The organism is Pseudenhygromyxa sp. WMMC2535 (genome assembly GCF_011083025.2).
This window is the reverse complement of the sequence record NZ_JABJWV010000001.1, coordinates 8,744,962-8,762,566: the sequence shown is the minus strand read 5'-3', so window position 1 is coordinate 8,762,566 and position 17,605 is coordinate 8,744,962. Positions and strand designations below refer to the sequence as shown.

The window sequence follows — 17,605 nt, the reverse complement described above, 5'->3', positions numbered from 1 at the left end:
TTCACTGTATCCTGCCCCACGCCCGTGGCCAGCCCCACTCCAGTTTTGCAAGTCGAGAACCTGCGCAAGGAGTTCGTACGCGGCTTTTTGCGCCGGCGCACCGTCGCCGTGCAGGGCGTCAGCTTCAGCGTCGAGGCCGGCGAAGTGTTCGGTTTCTTGGGCCCAAACGGGGCCGGGAAGACCACCACCATGAAAATGCTCATGGGCCTGATCCACCCGAGCGCGGGCTCGGCGACGATCCTCGGCGCGCGCATCGGTGACCTCGAGGCCAAGCGGCGCATCGGCTACCTGCCCGAGAACCCCTACTTCTACGACTACCTCTCGGCCGAGGAGTACCTGCACATGGTCGGGCGGATCTACGGCCTCGATCGCGCGCAGCGGCACGAGCGGGCCGGCGAGCTGCTCGAGCGCCTCGGCCTGGGCATGGCCAGCAAGCGCGCGATGCGGAGCTACTCCAAGGGCATGCTCCAGCGCGTGGGCCTGGCCCAGGCGCTGATGGGGGACCCCGAGCTCGTCGTCCTCGACGAGCCGATGAGCGGCCTCGACCCCATCGGCCGCCGGGAGATCCGCGAGCTCATGCTCGACCTGCGCGCCGCCGGCAAGACCGTGTTCTTCTCGACGCACATCCTGTCCGACGCCAACTTGCTGTGCGATCGCGTGGGCATCATCGTCAAGGGCGAGCTGCGCGACGTCGGGCCGCTGGGCGAGCTGCTCAGCCCCGCCGTCCACCACGTCGAGGTGGTGTGGTCGGGCAGCGAGGAGCTGCGCGCGCGCATGCGCGAAGAATTCGCCGAAGGCCGCCACGAGAGCAGCTCGGAGGGCGAGGTGTTCGTGGTCGACGCCGAGACCAGCGAGGTGGTCCAGGCCGAGGTCGACCGCTTCGTGGCCGCGGTGGCCGGGGGCGGCGGCTCGCTGCTCCAGGTCAACCCGCGGCGCGAGACCCTCGAGGAGCTCTTCGTGCGCGACGCCGGCCTTCGCCCAGAGGATCAGAGGAGCTGATGAACGCCGTCTTGCAGATGATGGATCGCGTGTGGGCGATCGCCCTCAACACCTTTCGCGAGGCCGTGCGCAACAAGGTGCTGGCGATCCTCGTGCTCTTCGCCGTGGCGCTGATGGGCTTTTCGCTGGTCCTCGGCCAGCTCTCGCTCCACGAAGAGGTGCGGATCATCAAGGATCTGGGCCTCGCGGGCATCAGCATCTTCGGGGTGATCATCGCGCTCTTCTTGGGTGTGAACCTGCTCAGCAAGGAGCTCGACCGCAAGACCGTCTACGCGATCGTGCCCAAGCCGCTGCACCGCTGGGAGTTCCTGCTCGGCAAGTACGTGGGCCTGGTCGTGACCATGACCGCGCTGATCGTGCTCATGAGCCTGGTGTTGGCGGGCTTCCTGGCCATGCAGGGCGGGCGCCACGGCGTGACGATGATCCGCGCCGAGGTCCTGATCTGGCTCGAGCTGCTGCTGCTCATGGCCGTGGCCATGCTCTTCTCGAGCTTCAGCTCGCCGTGGCTGTCGGCGATGTTCGCCGGGGCGCTGTGGGTGATCGGCCGCAACACGGCGGAGCTCGAGGCCTTCGCCGGGGGCAAGCTCGCCGGCTCTGCGGGCGGCGGGGTGCTGCGGGTGGTGCTCGAGCTGCTGCCCGACTTCCGCATGTTCTTCGTGTCGGGGGCCAACTTCGACGAGGCGGTGGTCAGCGTCCACGACAGCTTCGTGACCTGGAGCTACGTGGGCAACGCGGCGCTCTACGCCGCGTCCTACAGCGCCACTTGCCTGCTGATCGCGATGTTCTTGTTCGCCCGGCGGGACTTCACTTGAGCGCGGAGGCGCCGGCGACCGAACAAAGCGCCAGCGCGGGCGGGCGGGCCAGGCTGCTGGCCAAGGTCTCCCTCGGCCTGGCGCTGGTGCTCTTACCCGTGGCCGCGCGGGCGCTCGTGGAGGGGCGCGTCGAGCTCGCCCGCGCCGACGCAGCCCGCGACGTGGGGGATCTCGACGCGGAGCTGCGCCACCTCGGACGAGCCGCGCGCTGGGCCGCGCCGATCTTCGATCACGACGAGCGCGCTCGGGCGCGCCTGCGCGAGCGCGCCGAGCAGGCCGAGGACGCTGGAGACGACGCCGAAGCGCTGGCCGCGTGGCGAGAGCTCCGGCGCGCGTTGCTGAGCGTCCGCGGGCCGCTGGGCCCCGACGCGGAGAGCTTGGCGCTCGCCAACGAAGGCATCCTCGCGGCCCTCGGCGAGCGCGCCGGACCGCGCTTCGATCGCGCGCGGGCCGAGGCCGAGCTCGCCGCGCTGCCCGGCCCCGAGCCCGTCCGCAGCCATCTCGCCGTGGCCTGCATGCTGGGCTGGATCGTCGCCACGCTCGGTTTCTTCTTCCGCGGACTCGACGGTCAGGGGCGGTTGATCCCAGGTCCGGCGTCGCGCTGGGGCGTGGGCGCGGTGGGTCTGTTGATCGCCTGGATCGCGTTGATGTGACCGGTGGGGCGCCGGCGCCTAGACCGAATCAGCGCGGCGCAGTTTTTCCTGGCCCAGTCATCGAGCCAATCCCCGACCTGTCGTGAAACTGTATTGAATCGATGGCGTCTCGCGCATGGTGCGAGACCACGCATTTGTTCGAGATCGAAGGCGGAGCCACCGCCAGCTCGCTGGGTGCGCTCCCGCTCTTCGAGTTGGGCAGCGAATTTTTTGCTTGGATTGAGCTGCCTCGCGTGCTCCTCTCGGATGTCTTGGGTGATTTCTCTTCTCTGACGGTTCGCGGCGTCGGTTTCGAATGGCAGCTCGAAGGCGGGCAGCTGCACGTCCTCGGCATGCCGGCGGTCGTGATGTGGAGCGAGACCACGGTCGCCGGGATGATGCAGGGCATGCATCGCATGGTCGGCACCGAGCGCTTCGTGCTGTGGATGCAGGCGGGCGGGCTCGAGAGCGTGGACGGCGACTGGAAGGTGATCTCGCAGGCCGAGTCTTTCGAGGCTGGCTTCGCCGAGCTCGCCAACTATGCGCTGACCTGCGGCTGGGGAGCGTGGACCTTGGTGTCGATCGACCGCGAGACCAAGCGGGCCGTGTTTCGCACCCAAAACAATTGGGAGTGCATCTACCAACAGGCGCTCGGCGTGCGTTGGGGCAGCGGCCTGACGGCGGGCAAGTTCGCCGGGTATTGCTCGCGGGTCTTTGGCACCAACTGCTGGGCGACTCAGACCTGCTATCAGGCCGGAGAAGACGCCTACGACGAGTTCGTCGTCGAGCCTTCGAGCGAGTCGCCGGAGGAGCGTCTCGACGCGCTGCTCAAGGCCGACAAGCGCACGCGTGCCGACCTCGCGGCCGCCCTCGAGCGCCTCGAGCAGGAGAACGTCGAGCGCCAGCGAGCCGAGCGCGAGGCTCGGCAGCGCCTCGAGACCATCGAGGCCATGTCCGCGCCGACCTTGCAGGTCTGGCGCGGAGTGTTGGCGCTGCCCGTGTTCGGCAGCGTGTCGGGCAGCCGGGCCGACCGGATCATGGACCAGCTGCTCGCTGACATTCAGCGCACCGGCTCGCGCTTCGCGATCCTCGACCTCACCGGCGCCGACGTGGTCGACACGAACAGCGCCGACCACCTGCTGCGAGTAGTCAAGGGCGTCGGCTTGCTCGGGGCGACCTGCGTGATCTGTGGGATCCAGCCGGCGGTCGCCCAGACCATGGTGGCGCTCGAGGCCGACCTCGGCGGGGCGGTGACCAAGGCCACCTTGGAAGACGCGCTGGGCTACTGCATCGCCCATAGCTGACCCCCTGCGTTCGCGCCTTCACACCTGCGTGGGGCACGAAACTCGTACCCACGAGGGTCATCTGCGCATGCTTCACTATGTGGCAATTGCGCAATGACGATAAAGTGCGTGCCAGAGCTCACCGATTTCTGTGTTTGTCTATTTATTCTCTAGTATTGAGCGCTTCAGGGTTGAGTTTCGGCAGGAATGGTGCGAAAGCTCGGCCATGCTTGCTCGTTTGGGGCGTCCGGATTTCTTGTTGCTCACCACATTTGCGGCTGGTCTGACGGCCAGCCTCGCGCCATCGCTGGCGCAGGCCGAGGAGCCGCAGCCGGCGGCCGAGACCGAAGCGGAGCTCCAGTCGAGCTTCTCCCTCGACCCCGACCCCGCCGTCTATGGCGGCTGGGCGAGCAACTACTGCGGGTGGCCGACCACGACCTACCTCGCGTTCAACCAGTGGTCGTGCACTGGCACCTTGGTGCACCCCAACATCGTGGTCACGGCGGCCCACTGCGCCGAATCGACCACGGGTCGCCCGGTCACGGTGCACTTTGGCGAGGAGGAGGGGGGCGGCGAGCGCAGCGTGAGCGGGACCTGCTACTCCAACCCGGGCTGGACCGGCTCCGTGGGCCCCACCGACTACGGCTACTGCCTGCTGGGCGAGTCGGTCGACGACATCCAGATCGTCCCGCCGGCCGTCGGCTGTGAGACCGACGCGCTCTCGGCCGGGCGCGAGGTCCAGATCGTCGGCTTTGGCCTGTCCAACAACGGCGGCTCCGGGACCAAGCGCGAGGTCACGACCACGATCAACGGCATCAGCCAGCAGGCTTCGGTCGGCGGCGACGGCCTCGACAGCTGCTCCGGCGACTCGGGCGGCCCGGTGTTCATCAAGCTGTCGAGCGACTTTGGCGGCGACGACACCTGGCGCGTGTTCGGCATCACCTCCGGCGGCGGCGAGTGTGGCACCGGCGGGATCTATGCGTTGATGCACGTGGCCATCCCCTGGGTCGAGGAGCACTCCGGCGTCGACGTCACGCCTTGCCACGACCTCGACGACAACGACGACTACGTCTGGGCGCCGACCCCCGACTGCGGCGGCTTCCCCTACGATCCGGGCGCCAGCAACGGGAGCTGGAGCAGCGGCTGCCAGGGCGACGTGAGCGGCTTCTCGGGCCTGTGCGGCGAGCCCTTTGGGGCCGAGGACGACATGGACCCGCCGACGGTCGAGATCACCGCCCCGGCCGACGGCACCACCTACGACACCGCGCCGGCCGAGATCACCGTCAGCGTGGCCGCCGACGACGGCGAGGGCTACGGCGTCGCGGAGGTCCGCCTGCTGGTCAACGGCGAGGAGTTCGGGGGCAACACCGACGGCACCGCGCCCTACGAGTGGGCCGGCATGGTCTTCCCCCAGGGCGCCTACACCCTGACCGCGATCGCCGTCGACTACAGCGGCAACGAGGCGATCTCGGATCCCGTGGACATCGGCGTGGGCGAGGAGGCGCCGGACTCGGAGGACAGCGGCGATAGTGGGGACAGCGGTGGCAGCGGCGGCGACAGCGGTGGCGACAGCGGTAGCGATGACGACGGCGCCGACGAGGTCGGTGGCGAGGACACCGGCGGCGGCGACGTGGGCCTCGACGACGACTTGATCGAGATCGGCTGCGCCTGCGCGGCCTCTCAGGGCGCGGCCGGTGGCGCCGGTGGCCTCGGCCTCGGGGCGCTCTTCGGCCTGGGGCTGCTCGGCTACCGCCGGCGCCGTCGCCAGGGCTGAGCGGCCAGCGAGCTCAGTGAAGCGCGAGCCGGGGGGGGCGTGCCTCTCCGGCTCGCGCTGTTTTTGGGGGCTGTCAGACCCTGCGCAGGCCGCAAGCCCTTCGCTCGCCTCTGCGGCCGGGGTCTGCGAGCATGGCCGCGATGTCCGGTCCCTTCGAATTCACCCTCGGCCTCGATCTTCGCCCGCAGACCACCGGCGCCATCGAATACGCGATGTGGCTGTGCAAGACCGCCAACATGAAGGCCGCCGGACACGTCCGGCCGCTGCACGTGATCGAGCCCGACGCCATGGTCGAGCTCATGCGCCACGCCGACGAGGCCACGATCATCGGGGCCTTCAAGCAGCGCGGCAAAGAGATCCTCGACAGCATCGCCCACGACGGTCACATGCACGCGCCCGAGGTGCTCGGCGGTGACGCGGTCGAGCTGCTCGAGACCCGCGCCGTCGACCAGGGCAGCACCGCGCTGATCGTCGGACGGCGGGCGCCGGGCGACGCGACCGGGAGCTTCCCGCGCTTGGGCATCGTCGCGCGCAAGCTCTTGCGTAGGCTGCGCCTGCCGATCATCGTCGCGCCCTCGGACCTCCTGGCCTCCAACGTGGGCGAGGGTCCGGTCGTGGTCGCCGTGGACTTCCAGGAGTCCTCGGCCCGCGCCGTGAAGTGGGCCCAGGGCGTGGCCGACTCCCTGGGCCGCGAGCTGCTCTTGCTCCACCTGGCCGAGATGCCCGACCAGCTCGGATATGCGGGCTTCATCCAGTCCGAGCGGTGGGAGCAGCTCGCCCGCGAGATCCTCGATCGCGGCAACGAGCGCATGGCCCAGTTCATGCGCGCCCACGACATCTCCGGCGTGCGCACCAGCGTGGTCCGCGGCCCGGTGCTCCCTGGCCTGATCGAGGCGGCGAGCGCCGCCAAGGCGTGCATGCTGGTCAGCGGCTCGGGACACCACGGCATGCTCCACCGCGTGATCGTGCCCTCGGTCGCCTCGGAGAGCGCGGCGATCTCGTCGGTGCCCGTGGCCGTCGTGCCCTGATCCGACTCGCTCGGGTCGAGCGGGGTTGATCAGCTAGATCAGGGGCGGCGGGCAAACACAGCCCCGCCGCCGGCGACGGTGGTGTTGCGAGGCCGAGCAAAACGCTCGCCCGCGAGGACGCCACCATGCCCGACGACGCAGCATCCAGGTTTGGCCCCCTGCCCAAGGGGCCGCTCTCTTCCGAGCTCTCCAAGCAAGCGCAGGCGAGCGCCACGGACATGCTCGCCTCGCTGATCGCGGACCAGCCCTCGTCCGTGGTCGAGGTCGAGACTCCTCCCGCAGAGCAGGTCGCGAGCGCGCAGCCCCGAGGCGAGTACGAAGCGAGCGCCGCCCTCGTTGCGAGCGAGGCGCTATTCGAAGCGCGGGAGCTGCTCGAGCTCGACGCAGACCCAGCGCCCGCGGGACGGCACGAGCACGAGCACGAGCACGAGCACGAGCACGAGCACGAGCACGAGCACGAGCACGAGGGCTTCGGCCCCGAGCACGACCACTTTGGCCTGGGCCCCAAGGTCAGCGTCGACGCCGACGGGAAGCGCTGCGTGCTCGCGGCCACGCAGGAGCTCGTGCTGCGCTGCGGCAAGGCCAGCATCACCTTGCGCGCCAACGGGCGGGTGATCGTCCGCGGGACCCACGTCGAGACCCGCGCCGATGGGGTCAACCGCGTGCGCGGTGGCAGCGTCGCGCTCAACTGAGGCCCAGGGATCTCATGGCAGCGAGCTTGGAGATCATGAACATGGACCCCGAACGACGAATCTTGTGGGAGGTCGCGGAGGAGCACCTCGACGAGGCCGCGTTCTTGTTCGAGCGCTGGGATCACGCCCTGGACTCGCCGCTCTATCGCCTCGACGAGCTCGCGGGCAGCTTCGAGGCCAGGACGCTGGCCCACATCGAGGGCCTCGCCGCGGGCGGTCAGCCCGTGCGCGCGCGCCTGCTCGAGCCGCTGATCGGCGACACCGAGGCCGACCCCGGGCAGGCCGTGATCGCGGCCGCGATGCTCCTGAACAACGCCTCGAGCGAGGACTGCGGGAGCGTGCTCGAGGTCCTCGATGGCCTCGACGGCTTCGCCAGCCTCGACGAGGCCGCGCGCGCGCACTGGCGGGCGCTGACCCGGGCCGTCGAGCTGAGCGAGCGCCCCGGCCTGGTCGAGTGGTTGGGCTGGGGTCTGAGCGAGCGCGCGGGCCCAGGTCTGGCCACGCGCCTGCGCGGCCTGGCGGCGCGGGGCGTGGTCGCGGACGCGCGGGCCGTGGCGTGGCTGAACGACGACGACCCGGCGGTGGTCGCCGCGGCCTGCCACCTGGCGCGGGGCAGCCAGGATCCCGCGGTCCTCGACGCCCTGCGCGGGCCGCTGATGGCCGAGGCGCTCGGCCCACGCCTCGCCGCCCTGGACGCGGCCTGCGTGACTCGGCCGGCGCCGATCTTCTCCTGGGTGCTCGAGCTCGCCTGGGCCGGGGAGGGGCAGCTGCGCGAGCGGGCGCGGCTGTGGGCGGCGCTGCTCGGCGGCGCGGGCGTGCACGCGCGCCTGCTCGCGGCGGTCATGGGCGCGGGCGTGGCCGATCTGAAGCCGGCCTCGCTGTGGCCGCTGGCCTTCACCGGGCGCCTGGCCGCCGTCGACTTCGCCGTCGAGCTCATGGCTCACCAGGACCTCGAGCCGGACCTGGCCCGGGCCGCCGGCGAGCTGTGCTCGCACATCGCCGGCCTGCCCGAGGACGACCGCTACTGGCTGCGCGAAGACGAAGACGAAGACGCGGACGAAAACGAAGATGAGGATGAAGACGAGCCGGAGCTCGAGGTGGAGCTGGTCCCGGGGCCGATCGCCGACCTGCGCCTGCCCAACCCCGACGAGGTCCGCAGCTGGTGGGCGGGCGCGCGCGCGCAGCTGGACGAGCGCAGACGCTACCTGGGCGGCGTGGCCATGGACGGCGAGCGCTTCATGGCGGCCCTGCGGACCTTGCCCTGTCGCCGCCGCCACCCGCTGAGCCTCGAGCTCGCCGCGCGCAGCGGCGGCCAGCGCCTCCTCGACACCCGGGTCTTCTCCAGGCGCCAGTACGCGCAGCTCGAGCAGCTCGCCCAGCTGCCCGCCATCGACCCCCAGGCCAGCCTCGCGAGCTGAAGACCATGCTGCAGGTCGAGAACCACACCCCCTTCGCCATGAGCCTGGCCCCGCTGCCCGGCCGCGACGGACGCGAGACCCTCTTCGTGATGATCCGGGCCAGCTTCGCCCTGAACCGCGCGGGCGTGGGCGAGCCGAGCGACGAGCAGCCCGAGCCCGAGCTCGTCGATCGCTACCGCGGCGAGGACGGGGCCTCGAGCCTGCTGTGCGCCTCGGACCTGCACCCCGGCAAGCGCGGCACCGACGTGGTCTTGATGGGCAGCGCCTGGGCCAGGGGCGGCGTGCCCACGCAGATGGTCGACACCTGCGTGCGCGTGGCCGAGCGCGCCAAGGTGGTCCGCGTCTACGGCGATCGCAGCTGGCGGCCGGGCGCGGTCGGTCCACGGCCCTCGCCCCCCGAGCCCTTCGTGTCCATGCCCCTGATCTGGGAGCGGGCCTACGGTGGCCGCGGGCCCACGGATCCCCGCACCGAGCGCTACACGGTCGAGGCGCGCAACCCCGTGGGCCGCGGCTTCGCCAAGGGCAGACCCAACGCGGAGCTGCACGTCGAGCCGGTGCCCAACCTCGTCGATCCGCGGGTGCCCTTCGAGCGCTTTGGTCAGGACGCCCTGCCGGCCTGCTACGCCTTCATCGCGCCCCACTGGCAGCCCCGGGCCGCGCTGGCCGGGACCTACGACGCCGCCTGGCAGCGCCGCCGCGCGCCCTATCTGCCCGAGGACTGCGACCCGGGCTTCTTCAACGCCGCGGATCCGCAGCTGCGCTTCGATCGCTTCTTGCTCGGCGACGAGCCCGTCGAGCTCCACGGGCTCACGCCGGAGGGCACGCTGAACTTCGCGCTCCCGCGCCTCGACTGGAAGATCGAGGTCAAGCACGGCCGGCGCTGGCGCCTGGACTGCGCGCTCGCGGCCGACCTGGAGACCGTGCTCTTCGAGCCCGATCTCGGCCGCGTGAGCCTGAGCTTTCGCGCCGCCCACCCCTGCGACAAGCACCTCCTCGACATCCGCAAGGTCAAAGTCGACCTGCAGAGCACGGACGAGAACTGATGGCACAGACAGTATTCGCCAACGGCCGCGGCGTCGATCACAAGGGCAGCGGAGGCCTCAGCCCCGTCTTCCCCGACGTCTGCAAGACCCCGAGCCCGGGCGGCCCCGTGCCGCTCCCTTACCCGAACATCGGCAAGTCCAGCGACACCGACAAGGGCCCAAAGTCGGTCAAGGTCGACGGCGAGATGCCGATGACCGAGGGCGCGGTCTATGCACGGACCAGCGGCGACGAGCCCGGGACCCTCAAGGGGGTGATCAGCAACGCCGTCATGGACGAGGCCGAGTACGTGCTCTACAGCTTCGACGTGAAGATCGAGGGCAAGGGCGTGTGCCGCCTCGGCGACTCGCTCTTTCACAACAAGAAAAACATCATGGGTTGAGGCGGGACGCATGGAGATCAACTTGAGCGTGCAGCGGGTCGCCCTGGCCAACGCCGCCGGCTTGTACACGCAAGCCGTGGAGACGGCCGTGCGCGCCGGCGTCTCGCGGGTGATCGAGAGCAGCTTCATGGACCTGCACGACGACCCCGTCTACCTCGCGCCCTTGCCCGAAGATGTGCTGCCCCCGCTCTCGGGGAGCCTGCCTGCGGCCAGGGCCAAGGCCCTGAACGTGCGGACCACGAGGATGCTGAAGATCGCCGGCCTCGCCCTGGCCACGCTCGTGGGCGACCTGCGCCTGGCCACGCCGCCGCCGCTGCTGCTGGCGGCGCCCAGGGATCCGCGCCTGCCTCGTGACCTGCTGGGGCTGCTGGCCGTGCAGTCCGGGGTGGAGCTCGACTGGTCCAGGAGCCGGCTGGAGCCGGGCGGCCGGGCCACGGCGCTGACCCTGCTCCAGCTCGCCGACGCGCTGATCTCCCAAGGCCGGGCGCAGGCGGTGATCGTTGGCGGGGTCGACAGCGGGATCGATCTCAAAACCCTCGCCGAGCGCTCGCTCGCCCACCGGCTGCACACGCTGGAACACTCCGACGGCTACTCGTCGGGGGAGGGCGCGGGCTTCTTGCTGGTGTCCCGCGGGCGGCTGGCGGAGGTGGAGCGAGGGTGCGGAGCCCGGATCTCGAGGCTGGGCCTGGGGCTGGAGCCCGGGACGCGGGAGAGCGAGGCGCCCTACCTGGGCGAGGGGCTGGCGGAGGCGATGGGGCAGGTGAGCGAGGGGCTCGGGGAGCGGGTCTCGACCGTGTTCACGAGCTTCAATGGGGAACACTACTGGACGCGAGAATTCGGCGTGGCGATCCTGCGCAACCGCCACGCGCTGACCGAGGATGTCCGCTTCATGCACCCGGCGATGAGCTACGGCGATCTCGGGGCGGCTGCGGGGATTAGTGCGCTTGGACTCGCCATCGAGGGGCTGCGGCGGAGACGCTTTGCGGGGCCTTTGGTGGTTTACGCTAGCTCGGACGATGGGGTTCGGGCTGTTGTGGTTGCTGGAAAGGAGTGAGAGAGATGGCTCAGGTTGCATTACATGCTGCTGTTTTAGGACATGATGGTAATAAAAAAATTGAATGTCCGTTTTGTAATAGCTATAAAAATGCTGAGAGTGTCAAATATAAGACGAGGAGGGGGTGCGAGAAAGAGTCTGGGCGGCTAGGTAAAGCTATATGGAGGGCTTTTGTGAATGGTGATGAGGGGATGGGTTATGCTAAGTGTGGTCATCGATTTGTGTATAAGACTGACAGTAATAAACCATATCGTTCCTCTCTTGGAAGTGATGGTCTGGGCAAGGAGGGGGGTGCGAGTTGGGGCGTTGATTTTTGTGGGTTGTTGGGTTCTTGTGGTGAGTGTGATATTGGTGATGGTGTTCGTGAGGTTGGAGGTGAGGCTCATCATGTTATACCTGGCGTTGAGTCAATGGATGGATCTCATTTTGAGATTTGGGCATGCGCTGATGAGGGTAAGATTTTTAGTGATATAGGATATAGTGTTGATGGGCCAGCTAATGGGATTTTTCTCCCCGGATATCCAAAGGGTAGTTTGTGTGAGAAGTGTAAATATAGTGTCGCTAAGAAAGTGATGGTGGCAGTTGAACGACAGTTTCATACGGGGAGGCACTGTGGTGGTTACGGTGATATGAAGTACGGGGGGGATTCTGTGAGCGTGAATGAGTCTGTTGGTATAGGGAAATTCAAGTGGGTTGACGACAACGAAAAATGGTCCGGCTCTGAGTGGGACAGGTTTGAGGCGAGGAGGGAAAAGAGGCATAAGGGTAAGAGTGAGTTTGAAAAGAAGAAGGCTCCAGATCGGAGGCTTGGTGTGAGTTCTGATGGCAGTGTTTCATATGCACAGGAGGCGAGAAATCGCTGTGATTTTGTGGGCGCGCTGGCAACTAGTTTTACGATGAATGGGGGAGGGTGTGGTAAGGATAATTGTCGTCCTCGAGAAGTGAAAGGTGGTAAGTCTAGGTATAATCCACCGTACGCTATCATTGATTGGATTAACTGTGAGTCAAAGGATCTTGCGAAGAGAATCTCGGGGGAAAAAAGCGGCTGGTGTGACTATGTGTCAGCGCATGCATATAATTACTATTTGGAGTGAATGGAATCTGTGTACTACCGAATAAAAGACTACTCCTACGAAGGCCGAGAAGACCTCTCCCTGGTCAAGCGCGCCAGCTTCGTCCACATCCCCTGGCTCCTGGGCATCCCCTGGACCGCCACCGTCACCGCCCCGATCACCGTCGACCTCTCCAAAGACATGGGCGGCGACATCATCCCGGACCTCTTCCTCACCGGCCTCCCGCTCCTCTCCCCCAAGGTCCTCGCGATCCTCGAGTCCCTGGGCATCGACAACTTCGACCTCTACGACGCCGACATCACCACCCGCACGGGCGAGCACATCACCGACTACAAGGCCTTCTACCTGATCGGCGCCCTGGCCTGCATGGACGAGGGCAACTCGAACTTCCGCAAGCTACACCCCGGCCGAATCAGCGTCTGGGACCTCGTCATCGACGAGTCGCGCACCATGGGCATGCCCATGTTCCGCCTGGCCGAAGACCCGCTGTGGCTGCTGATCTCCGAAGAGGTCAAGGAGGCCTTCGAGGCCGCCGACGTCCTCGGCGCTTACTACACCCCGGTGCCCTGCACCTGATCCAGCCTGATCCAGCCTGATCCAGCCTGATCCAGCCTGATCCAGCCTGATCCAACCCAGCTCAGTCCTCATCCTCCGGGCAGCCCCACTCGCGCGTGCGCGCCCCTGGCCAGCCCGCCAGCGCCCGGCGCAGCTCCTCGGCGCGCTCGCCTCCCAGCTCCTCCTCCAGCCGCCCAGCGAAGCGCTCCCCCGCGTCATAGCGCAGCCGGTTGTAGCGGTTGTAGGCCGAGAGCGCCGCGGGATCCTCGGGCGGGGATCGCATGCCAGCGCGCTCTTCGGCGACGTGGCGGCGCAGCTGATCATCCCCGGGCTTGCGCGCGCGGCCGACCTTGCGGACCAGGGCCCGGCGCAGGTCCGCGAGGGCGAGGGTGTCCGCCTCGGGGTCGTCGGGGACGAGCTCGCGGTAGATGGCGCGGTAGTGCTCGGCCTCGTCGGCGGCGAAGGCCTCGATGGCGCGCTGATAAGCCGCGCGCTCGTCGGGGTCGAGGCCGAGGTCCTCGGCGCTCTGCTCGTCCAGGCGCGTGGGGTAGTCGGTGCGCACGTCGCAGTGCCGGGCCATGGCCTCGAGCTCGCTTTGGGCCATGCCGTAGTAGCTGAGCTCGCCGGTGACCGAGCGCTCGGCGAGCAGCTCGTTTTGAGCCTCGAGCGTCTCGATGCGCTCGCTGGCCTGGCGGAGGTCGACGCGCGCGGCGGGGTGCGGGCGATCGAAGCCGTCGAGCTCGCCGCCGCCGCGCGCGGGCTCGTCCGTGGGGATGGGCAGCTCGCGGGTGCAGTCGCAGCTCGAGTCGTCGCGGGGGGCAGAGCCGAGCACGCCGAGCTCGTAGAGGGCGACGGTCAGCAACACCGAGGTCGGGGCCGCCAACCAGGGCAGGGCGCGCTCGAGGGACCGCGGGGCCATGGGCGGATGATAGCGCGGCTCGGCTCAGCTCGGGCGTTTGAAGGCCGCGCGGGCCGCCTCGACCTCGGGGCGGGTGGCGCAGCCTTCGAGGTGGTCGTTGACCATCCCCATGGCCTGCATGAAGGCATAGGCGGTGGTCGGCCCAAAGAAGCGAAAGCCGCGGGCTTCGAGGTCCTTGGCCATGGCCTTGGCGCTTGGGGTCTGGCCGAGCGCGGCCAGGCTGGCCTTGTCGTATTTGCGTGGGCGCTCGCTGGGATCGGGCTCCCAGCGCCAAAAGTAGGCCGCGAGCGAGCCGTACTCCTCGGCCAGGGCGCAGGCCTGGCGGGCGTTGCTCAAGGTCGCCTCGATCTTCCCGCGGTGGCGGACGATGTCGGCGTTGGCGAGCAGCTTCTCGGTCCGGCTCGCGGGGCGCCAGCGCGCGATGGCCTCGAAGTCGAAGTTGGCGAAGGCGCGGCGAAAGCCCTCGCGCTTGCGCAGGATCGTCAGCCAGCTCAGCCCCGACTGGAAGCCCTCGAGGCACAGCTTCTCGAACAGGCGGTGGTCGTCGTCGACCGGGAAGCCCCACTCTTCGTCGTGGTAGCGCTGGTAGTCCTCGAGCTCGCCGCACCACCAGCAGCGGGTGATGCCATCGTGGGTGATCAGACCGTCGCGCTTCGCCATTTTCGCGCGGAGTCTCGCACGCCTGGGGAGCCTCGCCGATCCTGGCCAGCGCGCGGCGGAGGGGACGCCCGCGGGGCTATGGTCATATGAAAACCGTGCAGTGTGCATTGCTGGATTTTCATTTGGTGCCATATTCGAAGTGTTGGCAAACCAGGCCCTCCGGGGCCCTTGGCAGCGGGAGAGCGGCTGATGTCGCGCATCGAGGTCATCACCGATTTCGAGCCCATTCGGCTCATGGTCCAGACGGGGCAGCCCTCGGAGCTCGAGCTGCGCGCATTCTTGGCGCAGGAGCGCGAAGACCATGCGCGCTTGTTGTATCGCGGCCAGCGGGCGCTCGCGGTGCTCGATCCCAGCTGCGGTCGAGGGATGCGCTGGGTCCACGAGGAGCTGCGCGCGCTGTGGGTGCTCGAGCACCGCGCGATGCTCGAGCAGACGCTGATGGGGGTCGCGGTGCTGGCGGGGGACTGCGTCGACGCGTGGGAGTGGTTCTCGGCGCTCGCGGTGCCGCGGGTGGTGCTCCGGGACCTCGACGCGGCGATCGAGTGGGGATACGCGCTCTTGGCAGCCGAGGAGCTGCGACTCGAGCGGGCGTCCTAAGCCAGCTCGCGGCGGCCCAGGACCTGGCGGACCAGCGCGAGCACGGTGACCTCGCCCTCGTCGTTCGCGGTCAGGCGCAGGTCGGGGAAGTCGGGGTTTAGGCTGCGCAAGATCAGGGCGCTGCGCACGAGCTCTCCGCTGGGCAGCGGCGCCCACTCGACCTCGACAACCTTGACGCTGAAGCGTCCCGCGTCGGGGGCGTCGCCGGACAGGCGGATCAGGGCTGGGCGGCCGACGGCCTGCTCGATCGGCGCGGGGCGAAATAGGCACCAGTCGCCGTCGGAGATCATCGGCGCCATCGAGGCGCCGCGAACCCGCGCGACGAAGTCGCCAGGGAAGAAGGCGGGGGCGCCCTCCCAGGTCACCCAGTCTTCGCTGTGGGCGGGATCGATAAGGTCTCGCCACGCGCCGCTGAAGCCACCCGCCGCGGCCTCGAAGTCGAGGAAGGGCACGGCCTCGGTCCACGGGGAGCCGCTCGCTGGCTGGACGGAGCGAGGCGCAAAGCTGCGCGGAGACTCGGGCGCGAGGCGTAGGGGTCGAGCTTTGGAGTCGCGGGGTAGTGGAGCGCCGACCGCCAGGCGCTGGCGAGCCGGCCTCGCGGCCAGGCAGGCGCGCAGGTGCTCTCGGGTCTCGTCATCGAGCACGAAGAGGTGGGTCGATCGCATGCCGCGTGTGAGCAGCACGCGGTAGACGTTGCGCAGCTTCTCGACCGGATCGAGCGCGCTCTTGCGCAGCTGCTTTTTGAAGTCGTTGTCCTTGCTGTACTCGAGCTGCGCGACCCAGCGATCCCCTCGCCACACCAGATCCTCGCCCCAGATCACGCCGATGTCGTCGAACTCGAAGCCCTGGACCGCGTAGATGCTCCCGACTTGTTCGTAGGCGTCGTCGTCGAGGGCCCACTTGAAGTACTGGTTCTCCGTTGGCTTTCGATGCTGGCCGGTCTTGTGGATCCACGCGCCCGACCAGCCGCCAAAGCGGGCGTCGAGGAGGTCGTGGGGCTGCTGGCCGAGGCCGTCGAGCTTGGACCAGCGCCAGCAGTAGCCCGCGAGCAGACGGCAGCGTCGCCCCTGGCTGGCGAGCGCGCGCAGGTGGTCATCCATGGCGCGCATCTCGTCCCAGATCCGCGCCTGATAGACGCCGTCGCTCTGCCATTCGTGATCCAGGCCGGCGCGAAAGTCGAGCAGGCCGTCGACCCAGTGGATGTAGCTGGTCGAGCCGGCGCAGCGAAATTGTGCGTCGAGCTCGTGGAGCTCGTGGGGGATGCCGAGGGCTGCGGCGCGCTCGATGATCAGCGAAGAGTTGCCGATCTCTCCGGCGCGCACGGACTGGTTGTCGTCGAGGAAGAACACGCTCACTCGGCTGGCGGCGAGCACCTCGTCGATCATCGAGACCTCGCTGAGCCACTCGACCTTGCCGTTCGGGTACTTCATGCGCCGGTGCTTCCACAGCCGGTGGGCCTCGTCGCAGATCGCTAGATCGAGGCGCTGGGGATCTCGAGCGCCGAGCTTGGCGAGATCGGCGAAGGTCGTGAACAGGTCGCCGAGAGGGAGCGCTTTTTTGGTCCGTACGCCGTGGATCCGCTTGGCCATGTCCAGGGCGAAGGCCTGGGTGCGGCCTTGGAGCACGACCTGGAAGGCCTTGGAGCCGGTCGCGTGGGCGACGGCCCACTGCTGGCGAGCGGCGTCTGCGAGCAGCTGGATCGCCAGCACGCTCTTGCCGGTCCCGGGTCCGCCGCGGACGATGACCACGCGCTGCTCGCCGCCGTCTCGGGCGAGCTGAACGGCGTGGCGGATCGAAAAATAGGCGGTCTTCTGCTCGTCGAGCAGACGCCAGTCGGACTGGCCCTTGATGCACTCGACGAGGGTGTCGAGGAGCTTGGGGCTGGGCAGGGGGTGACCGCGCTGGATCCTGTCGGCGGCGGGCTTGCCCGGGCCGGGGACGAGGCGCTGTGCCAACCACTTCGCGAATAGACGGCGCTCGCGTGCGAAGAAGAGCGGATAGTCCCGAGGGGAGGTTGCGTAGCGCTGTTCGTCACGCAGCTCGGCCTTGTCGCTTCTCGGGTCGAGCTCGTGCAGGAAGCTGGCGCCGTGCAGGGCGATGGGGGCGAGCTGGCCGCTCTTGTTCCCAACCCCGATCTCCGGCGAGGTGAAGGCGCTGTGGTAGTGCCGCAGGGTCTCGACGTAGTCTCTGACCTGCACCGAGGGGTGCAAGACGTTGCGGCCGCCGGCGAACACGTGGTCGCTGAGATGGGAGCTGGTCACGAAGGACCACTGCTTGAGCTCGATGACGATCGCGCTGGGGCCTGCGCTGGTGTGACCGGTGATCAGCGCGTCGCAGCGCCGGCCGTTGAGGGGCATGAAGAGCTCGACGAAGATCTCGCCCGTGGCGAATACCGGGTCGGCGAGGACCTCGGCCAGGGCGGGGAGCGAGCGTCGCCAGGACTCGACCTCGGCGGCGCTCGGTGGGCGATCGGAGAGCTCGAGGAGTCGATCGCGGAGCGTGGGGACCAGGGTCTGGTCGTCCACCGCGGTCAGGAAGTCATGGAGGGGAGCAAAGTAGAGATAGCGAGCCATTGCCCGTCGCCCTTCGCGAAGCTTGGCGATGGTAGCGCCACGTTGGCAGTGCTCCCAGTCCCCGCGGACGAGCAGCGTTGGAGAAGGATGTGCTCCAAGGGCTCACAGTCCGC

At 68.4% G+C, this 17,605-nt stretch carries 17 protein-coding genes; 14 read left to right on the top strand and 3 right to left on the bottom strand.

Annotated features, from left to right (window positions below; all coding sequences use genetic code 11):
- Positions 1–24: 24 nt before the first annotated feature.
- The 13 genes from G6O69_RS33870 to G6O69_RS33810 all read left to right on the top strand — a co-directional run bounded on the left by G6O69_RS33870 (position 25) and on the right by G6O69_RS33810 (position 12,764).
- Positions 25–999 (top strand): ABC transporter ATP-binding protein, encoded by a 975-nt coding sequence (locus G6O69_RS33870; RefSeq protein ID WP_172307605.1) that lies wholly within the window; start codon positions 25–27, stop codon positions 997–999.
- Positions 999–1,811 carry an ABC transporter permease gene (locus tag G6O69_RS33865; RefSeq protein WP_172307604.1) on the top strand — a complete coding sequence of 271 codons (813 nt, stop codon included), beginning with the start codon at positions 999–1,001 and terminating at the stop codon, positions 1,809–1,811. The genes G6O69_RS33870 and G6O69_RS33865 overlap by 1 nt, the downstream gene beginning before the upstream one ends.
- On the top strand, positions 1,808–2,464 hold the full coding sequence (locus tag G6O69_RS33860) for a hypothetical protein (protein WP_172307603.1): 657 nt from the start codon (positions 1,808–1,810) through the stop codon (positions 2,462–2,464). The genes G6O69_RS33865 and G6O69_RS33860 overlap by 4 nt, the downstream gene beginning before the upstream one ends.
- Before the next feature lie 101 nt (positions 2,465–2,565).
- The gene (locus G6O69_RS33855) at positions 2,566–3,747 is read left to right on the top strand and encodes an STAS domain-containing protein (protein ID WP_255215946.1); all 1,182 of its coding nucleotides are present in this window, start codon (positions 2,566–2,568) and stop codon (positions 3,745–3,747) included.
- 238 nt (positions 3,748–3,985) lie between these two features.
- A complete protein-coding gene (locus G6O69_RS33850; RefSeq protein ID WP_255215945.1) occupies positions 3,986–5,500 on the top strand; it encodes a trypsin-like serine protease in 1,515 nt (504 codons plus the stop codon).
- Between the two features lie 140 nt (positions 5,501–5,640).
- Positions 5,641–6,528, top strand: coding sequence for a universal stress protein (locus G6O69_RS33845; RefSeq protein ID WP_172307601.1), 888 nt, complete (start codon positions 5,641–5,643; stop codon positions 6,526–6,528).
- A gap of 125 nt (positions 6,529–6,653) precedes the next feature.
- On the top strand, positions 6,654–7,220 hold the full coding sequence (locus tag G6O69_RS40890) for a hypothetical protein (RefSeq protein ID WP_172301285.1): 567 nt from the start codon (positions 6,654–6,656) through the stop codon (positions 7,218–7,220).
- Between the two features lie 14 nt (positions 7,221–7,234).
- Positions 7,235–8,638 (top strand): hypothetical protein, encoded by a 1,404-nt coding sequence (locus G6O69_RS33835; RefSeq protein WP_172307600.1) that lies wholly within the window; start codon positions 7,235–7,237, stop codon positions 8,636–8,638.
- Between the two features lie 5 nt (positions 8,639–8,643).
- Positions 8,644–9,681 (top strand): DUF2169 domain-containing protein, encoded by a 1,038-nt coding sequence (locus G6O69_RS33830; RefSeq protein ID WP_172307599.1) that lies wholly within the window; start codon positions 8,644–8,646, stop codon positions 9,679–9,681.
- The gene (locus G6O69_RS33825) at positions 9,681–10,061 is read left to right on the top strand and encodes a DUF4150 domain-containing protein (RefSeq protein WP_172307598.1); all 381 of its coding nucleotides are present in this window, start codon (positions 9,681–9,683) and stop codon (positions 10,059–10,061) included. The genes G6O69_RS33830 and G6O69_RS33825 overlap by 1 nt, the downstream gene beginning before the upstream one ends.
- 10 nt (positions 10,062–10,071) lie before the next feature.
- Positions 10,072–11,115 carry a beta-ketoacyl synthase N-terminal-like domain-containing protein gene (locus tag G6O69_RS33820; RefSeq protein ID WP_172307597.1) on the top strand — a complete coding sequence of 348 codons (1,044 nt, stop codon included), beginning with the start codon at positions 10,072–10,074 and terminating at the stop codon, positions 11,113–11,115.
- A gap of 5 nt (positions 11,116–11,120) precedes the next feature.
- The gene (locus tag G6O69_RS33815) at positions 11,121–12,209 is read left to right on the top strand and encodes an AHH domain-containing protein (protein WP_172307596.1); all 1,089 of its coding nucleotides are present in this window, start codon (positions 11,121–11,123) and stop codon (positions 12,207–12,209) included.
- On the top strand, positions 12,210–12,764 hold the full coding sequence (locus tag G6O69_RS33810; protein WP_172307595.1) for a hypothetical protein: 555 nt from the start codon (positions 12,210–12,212) through the stop codon (positions 12,762–12,764). It begins immediately after the preceding gene.
- A 61-nt stretch (positions 12,765–12,825) separates the two neighbouring features.
- On the opposite strand, the gene G6O69_RS33805 is transcribed toward G6O69_RS33810, so the two are convergent.
- Together G6O69_RS33805 and G6O69_RS33800 are read right to left on the bottom strand one after the other, a co-directional pair.
- The gene (locus tag G6O69_RS33805; protein ID WP_172307594.1) at positions 12,826–13,662 is read right to left on the bottom strand and encodes a hypothetical protein; all 837 of its coding nucleotides are present in this window, start codon (positions 13,660–13,662) and stop codon (positions 12,826–12,828) included.
- Between the two features lie 24 nt (positions 13,663–13,686).
- Positions 13,687–14,322 carry a DNA-3-methyladenine glycosylase I gene (locus G6O69_RS33800; RefSeq protein WP_172307593.1) on the bottom strand — a complete coding sequence of 212 codons (636 nt, stop codon included), beginning with the start codon at positions 14,320–14,322 and terminating at the stop codon, positions 13,687–13,689.
- Positions 14,323–14,511: 189 nt separating this feature from the next.
- On the opposite strand from G6O69_RS33800, the gene G6O69_RS33795 reads away from it, so the two are divergent.
- Entirely contained in the window at positions 14,512–14,919 is a 408-nt protein-coding gene (locus tag G6O69_RS33795) for a hypothetical protein (protein ID WP_172307592.1), read from the top strand.
- Here G6O69_RS33795 and G6O69_RS33790 read toward each other — a convergent pair.
- On the bottom strand, positions 14,916–17,492 hold the full coding sequence (locus G6O69_RS33790; protein WP_172307591.1) for a DNA/RNA helicase domain-containing protein: 2,577 nt from the start codon (positions 17,490–17,492) through the stop codon (positions 14,916–14,918). The two genes, G6O69_RS33795 and G6O69_RS33790, sit on opposite strands and share 4 nt — an antisense overlap.
- Positions 17,493–17,605 lie beyond the last annotated feature (113 nt).

Bases quoted from the DNA above. Each gene is read 5' to 3' on its own strand.
- G6O69_RS33865 (WP_172307604.1), top strand. From the start codon at position 999: ATGAACGCCGTCTTGCAGATGATGGATCGCGTGTGGGCGATCGCCCTC.
- G6O69_RS33855 (WP_255215946.1), top strand. From the start codon at position 2,566: ATGGCGTCTCGCGCATGGTGCGAGACCACGCATTTGTTCGAGATCGAA.
- G6O69_RS33845 (WP_172307601.1), top strand. From the start codon at position 5,641: ATGTCCGGTCCCTTCGAATTCACCCTCGGCCTCGATCTTCGCCCGCAG.
- G6O69_RS40890 (WP_172301285.1), top strand. From the start codon at position 6,654: ATGCCCGACGACGCAGCATCCAGGTTTGGCCCCCTGCCCAAGGGGCCG.
- G6O69_RS33835 (WP_172307600.1), top strand. From the start codon at position 7,235: ATGGCAGCGAGCTTGGAGATCATGAACATGGACCCCGAACGACGAATC.
- G6O69_RS33830 (WP_172307599.1), top strand. From the start codon at position 8,644: ATGCTGCAGGTCGAGAACCACACCCCCTTCGCCATGAGCCTGGCCCCG.
- G6O69_RS33825 (WP_172307598.1), top strand. From the start codon at position 9,681: ATGGCACAGACAGTATTCGCCAACGGCCGCGGCGTCGATCACAAGGGC.
- G6O69_RS33820 (WP_172307597.1), top strand. From the start codon at position 10,072: ATGGAGATCAACTTGAGCGTGCAGCGGGTCGCCCTGGCCAACGCCGCC.
- G6O69_RS33815 (WP_172307596.1), top strand. From the start codon at position 11,121: ATGGCTCAGGTTGCATTACATGCTGCTGTTTTAGGACATGATGGTAAT.
- G6O69_RS33810 (WP_172307595.1), top strand. From the start codon at position 12,210: ATGGAATCTGTGTACTACCGAATAAAAGACTACTCCTACGAAGGCCGA.
- G6O69_RS33805 (WP_172307594.1), bottom strand. From the start codon at position 13,662: ATGGCCCCGCGGTCCCTCGAGCGCGCCCTGCCCTGGTTGGCGGCCCCG.
- G6O69_RS33800 (WP_172307593.1), bottom strand. From the start codon at position 14,322: ATGGCGAAGCGCGACGGTCTGATCACCCACGATGGCATCACCCGCTGC.
- G6O69_RS33795 (WP_172307592.1), top strand. From the start codon at position 14,512: ATGTCGCGCATCGAGGTCATCACCGATTTCGAGCCCATTCGGCTCATG.
- G6O69_RS33790 (WP_172307591.1), bottom strand. From the start codon at position 17,492: ATGGCTCGCTATCTCTACTTTGCTCCCCTCCATGACTTCCTGACCGCG.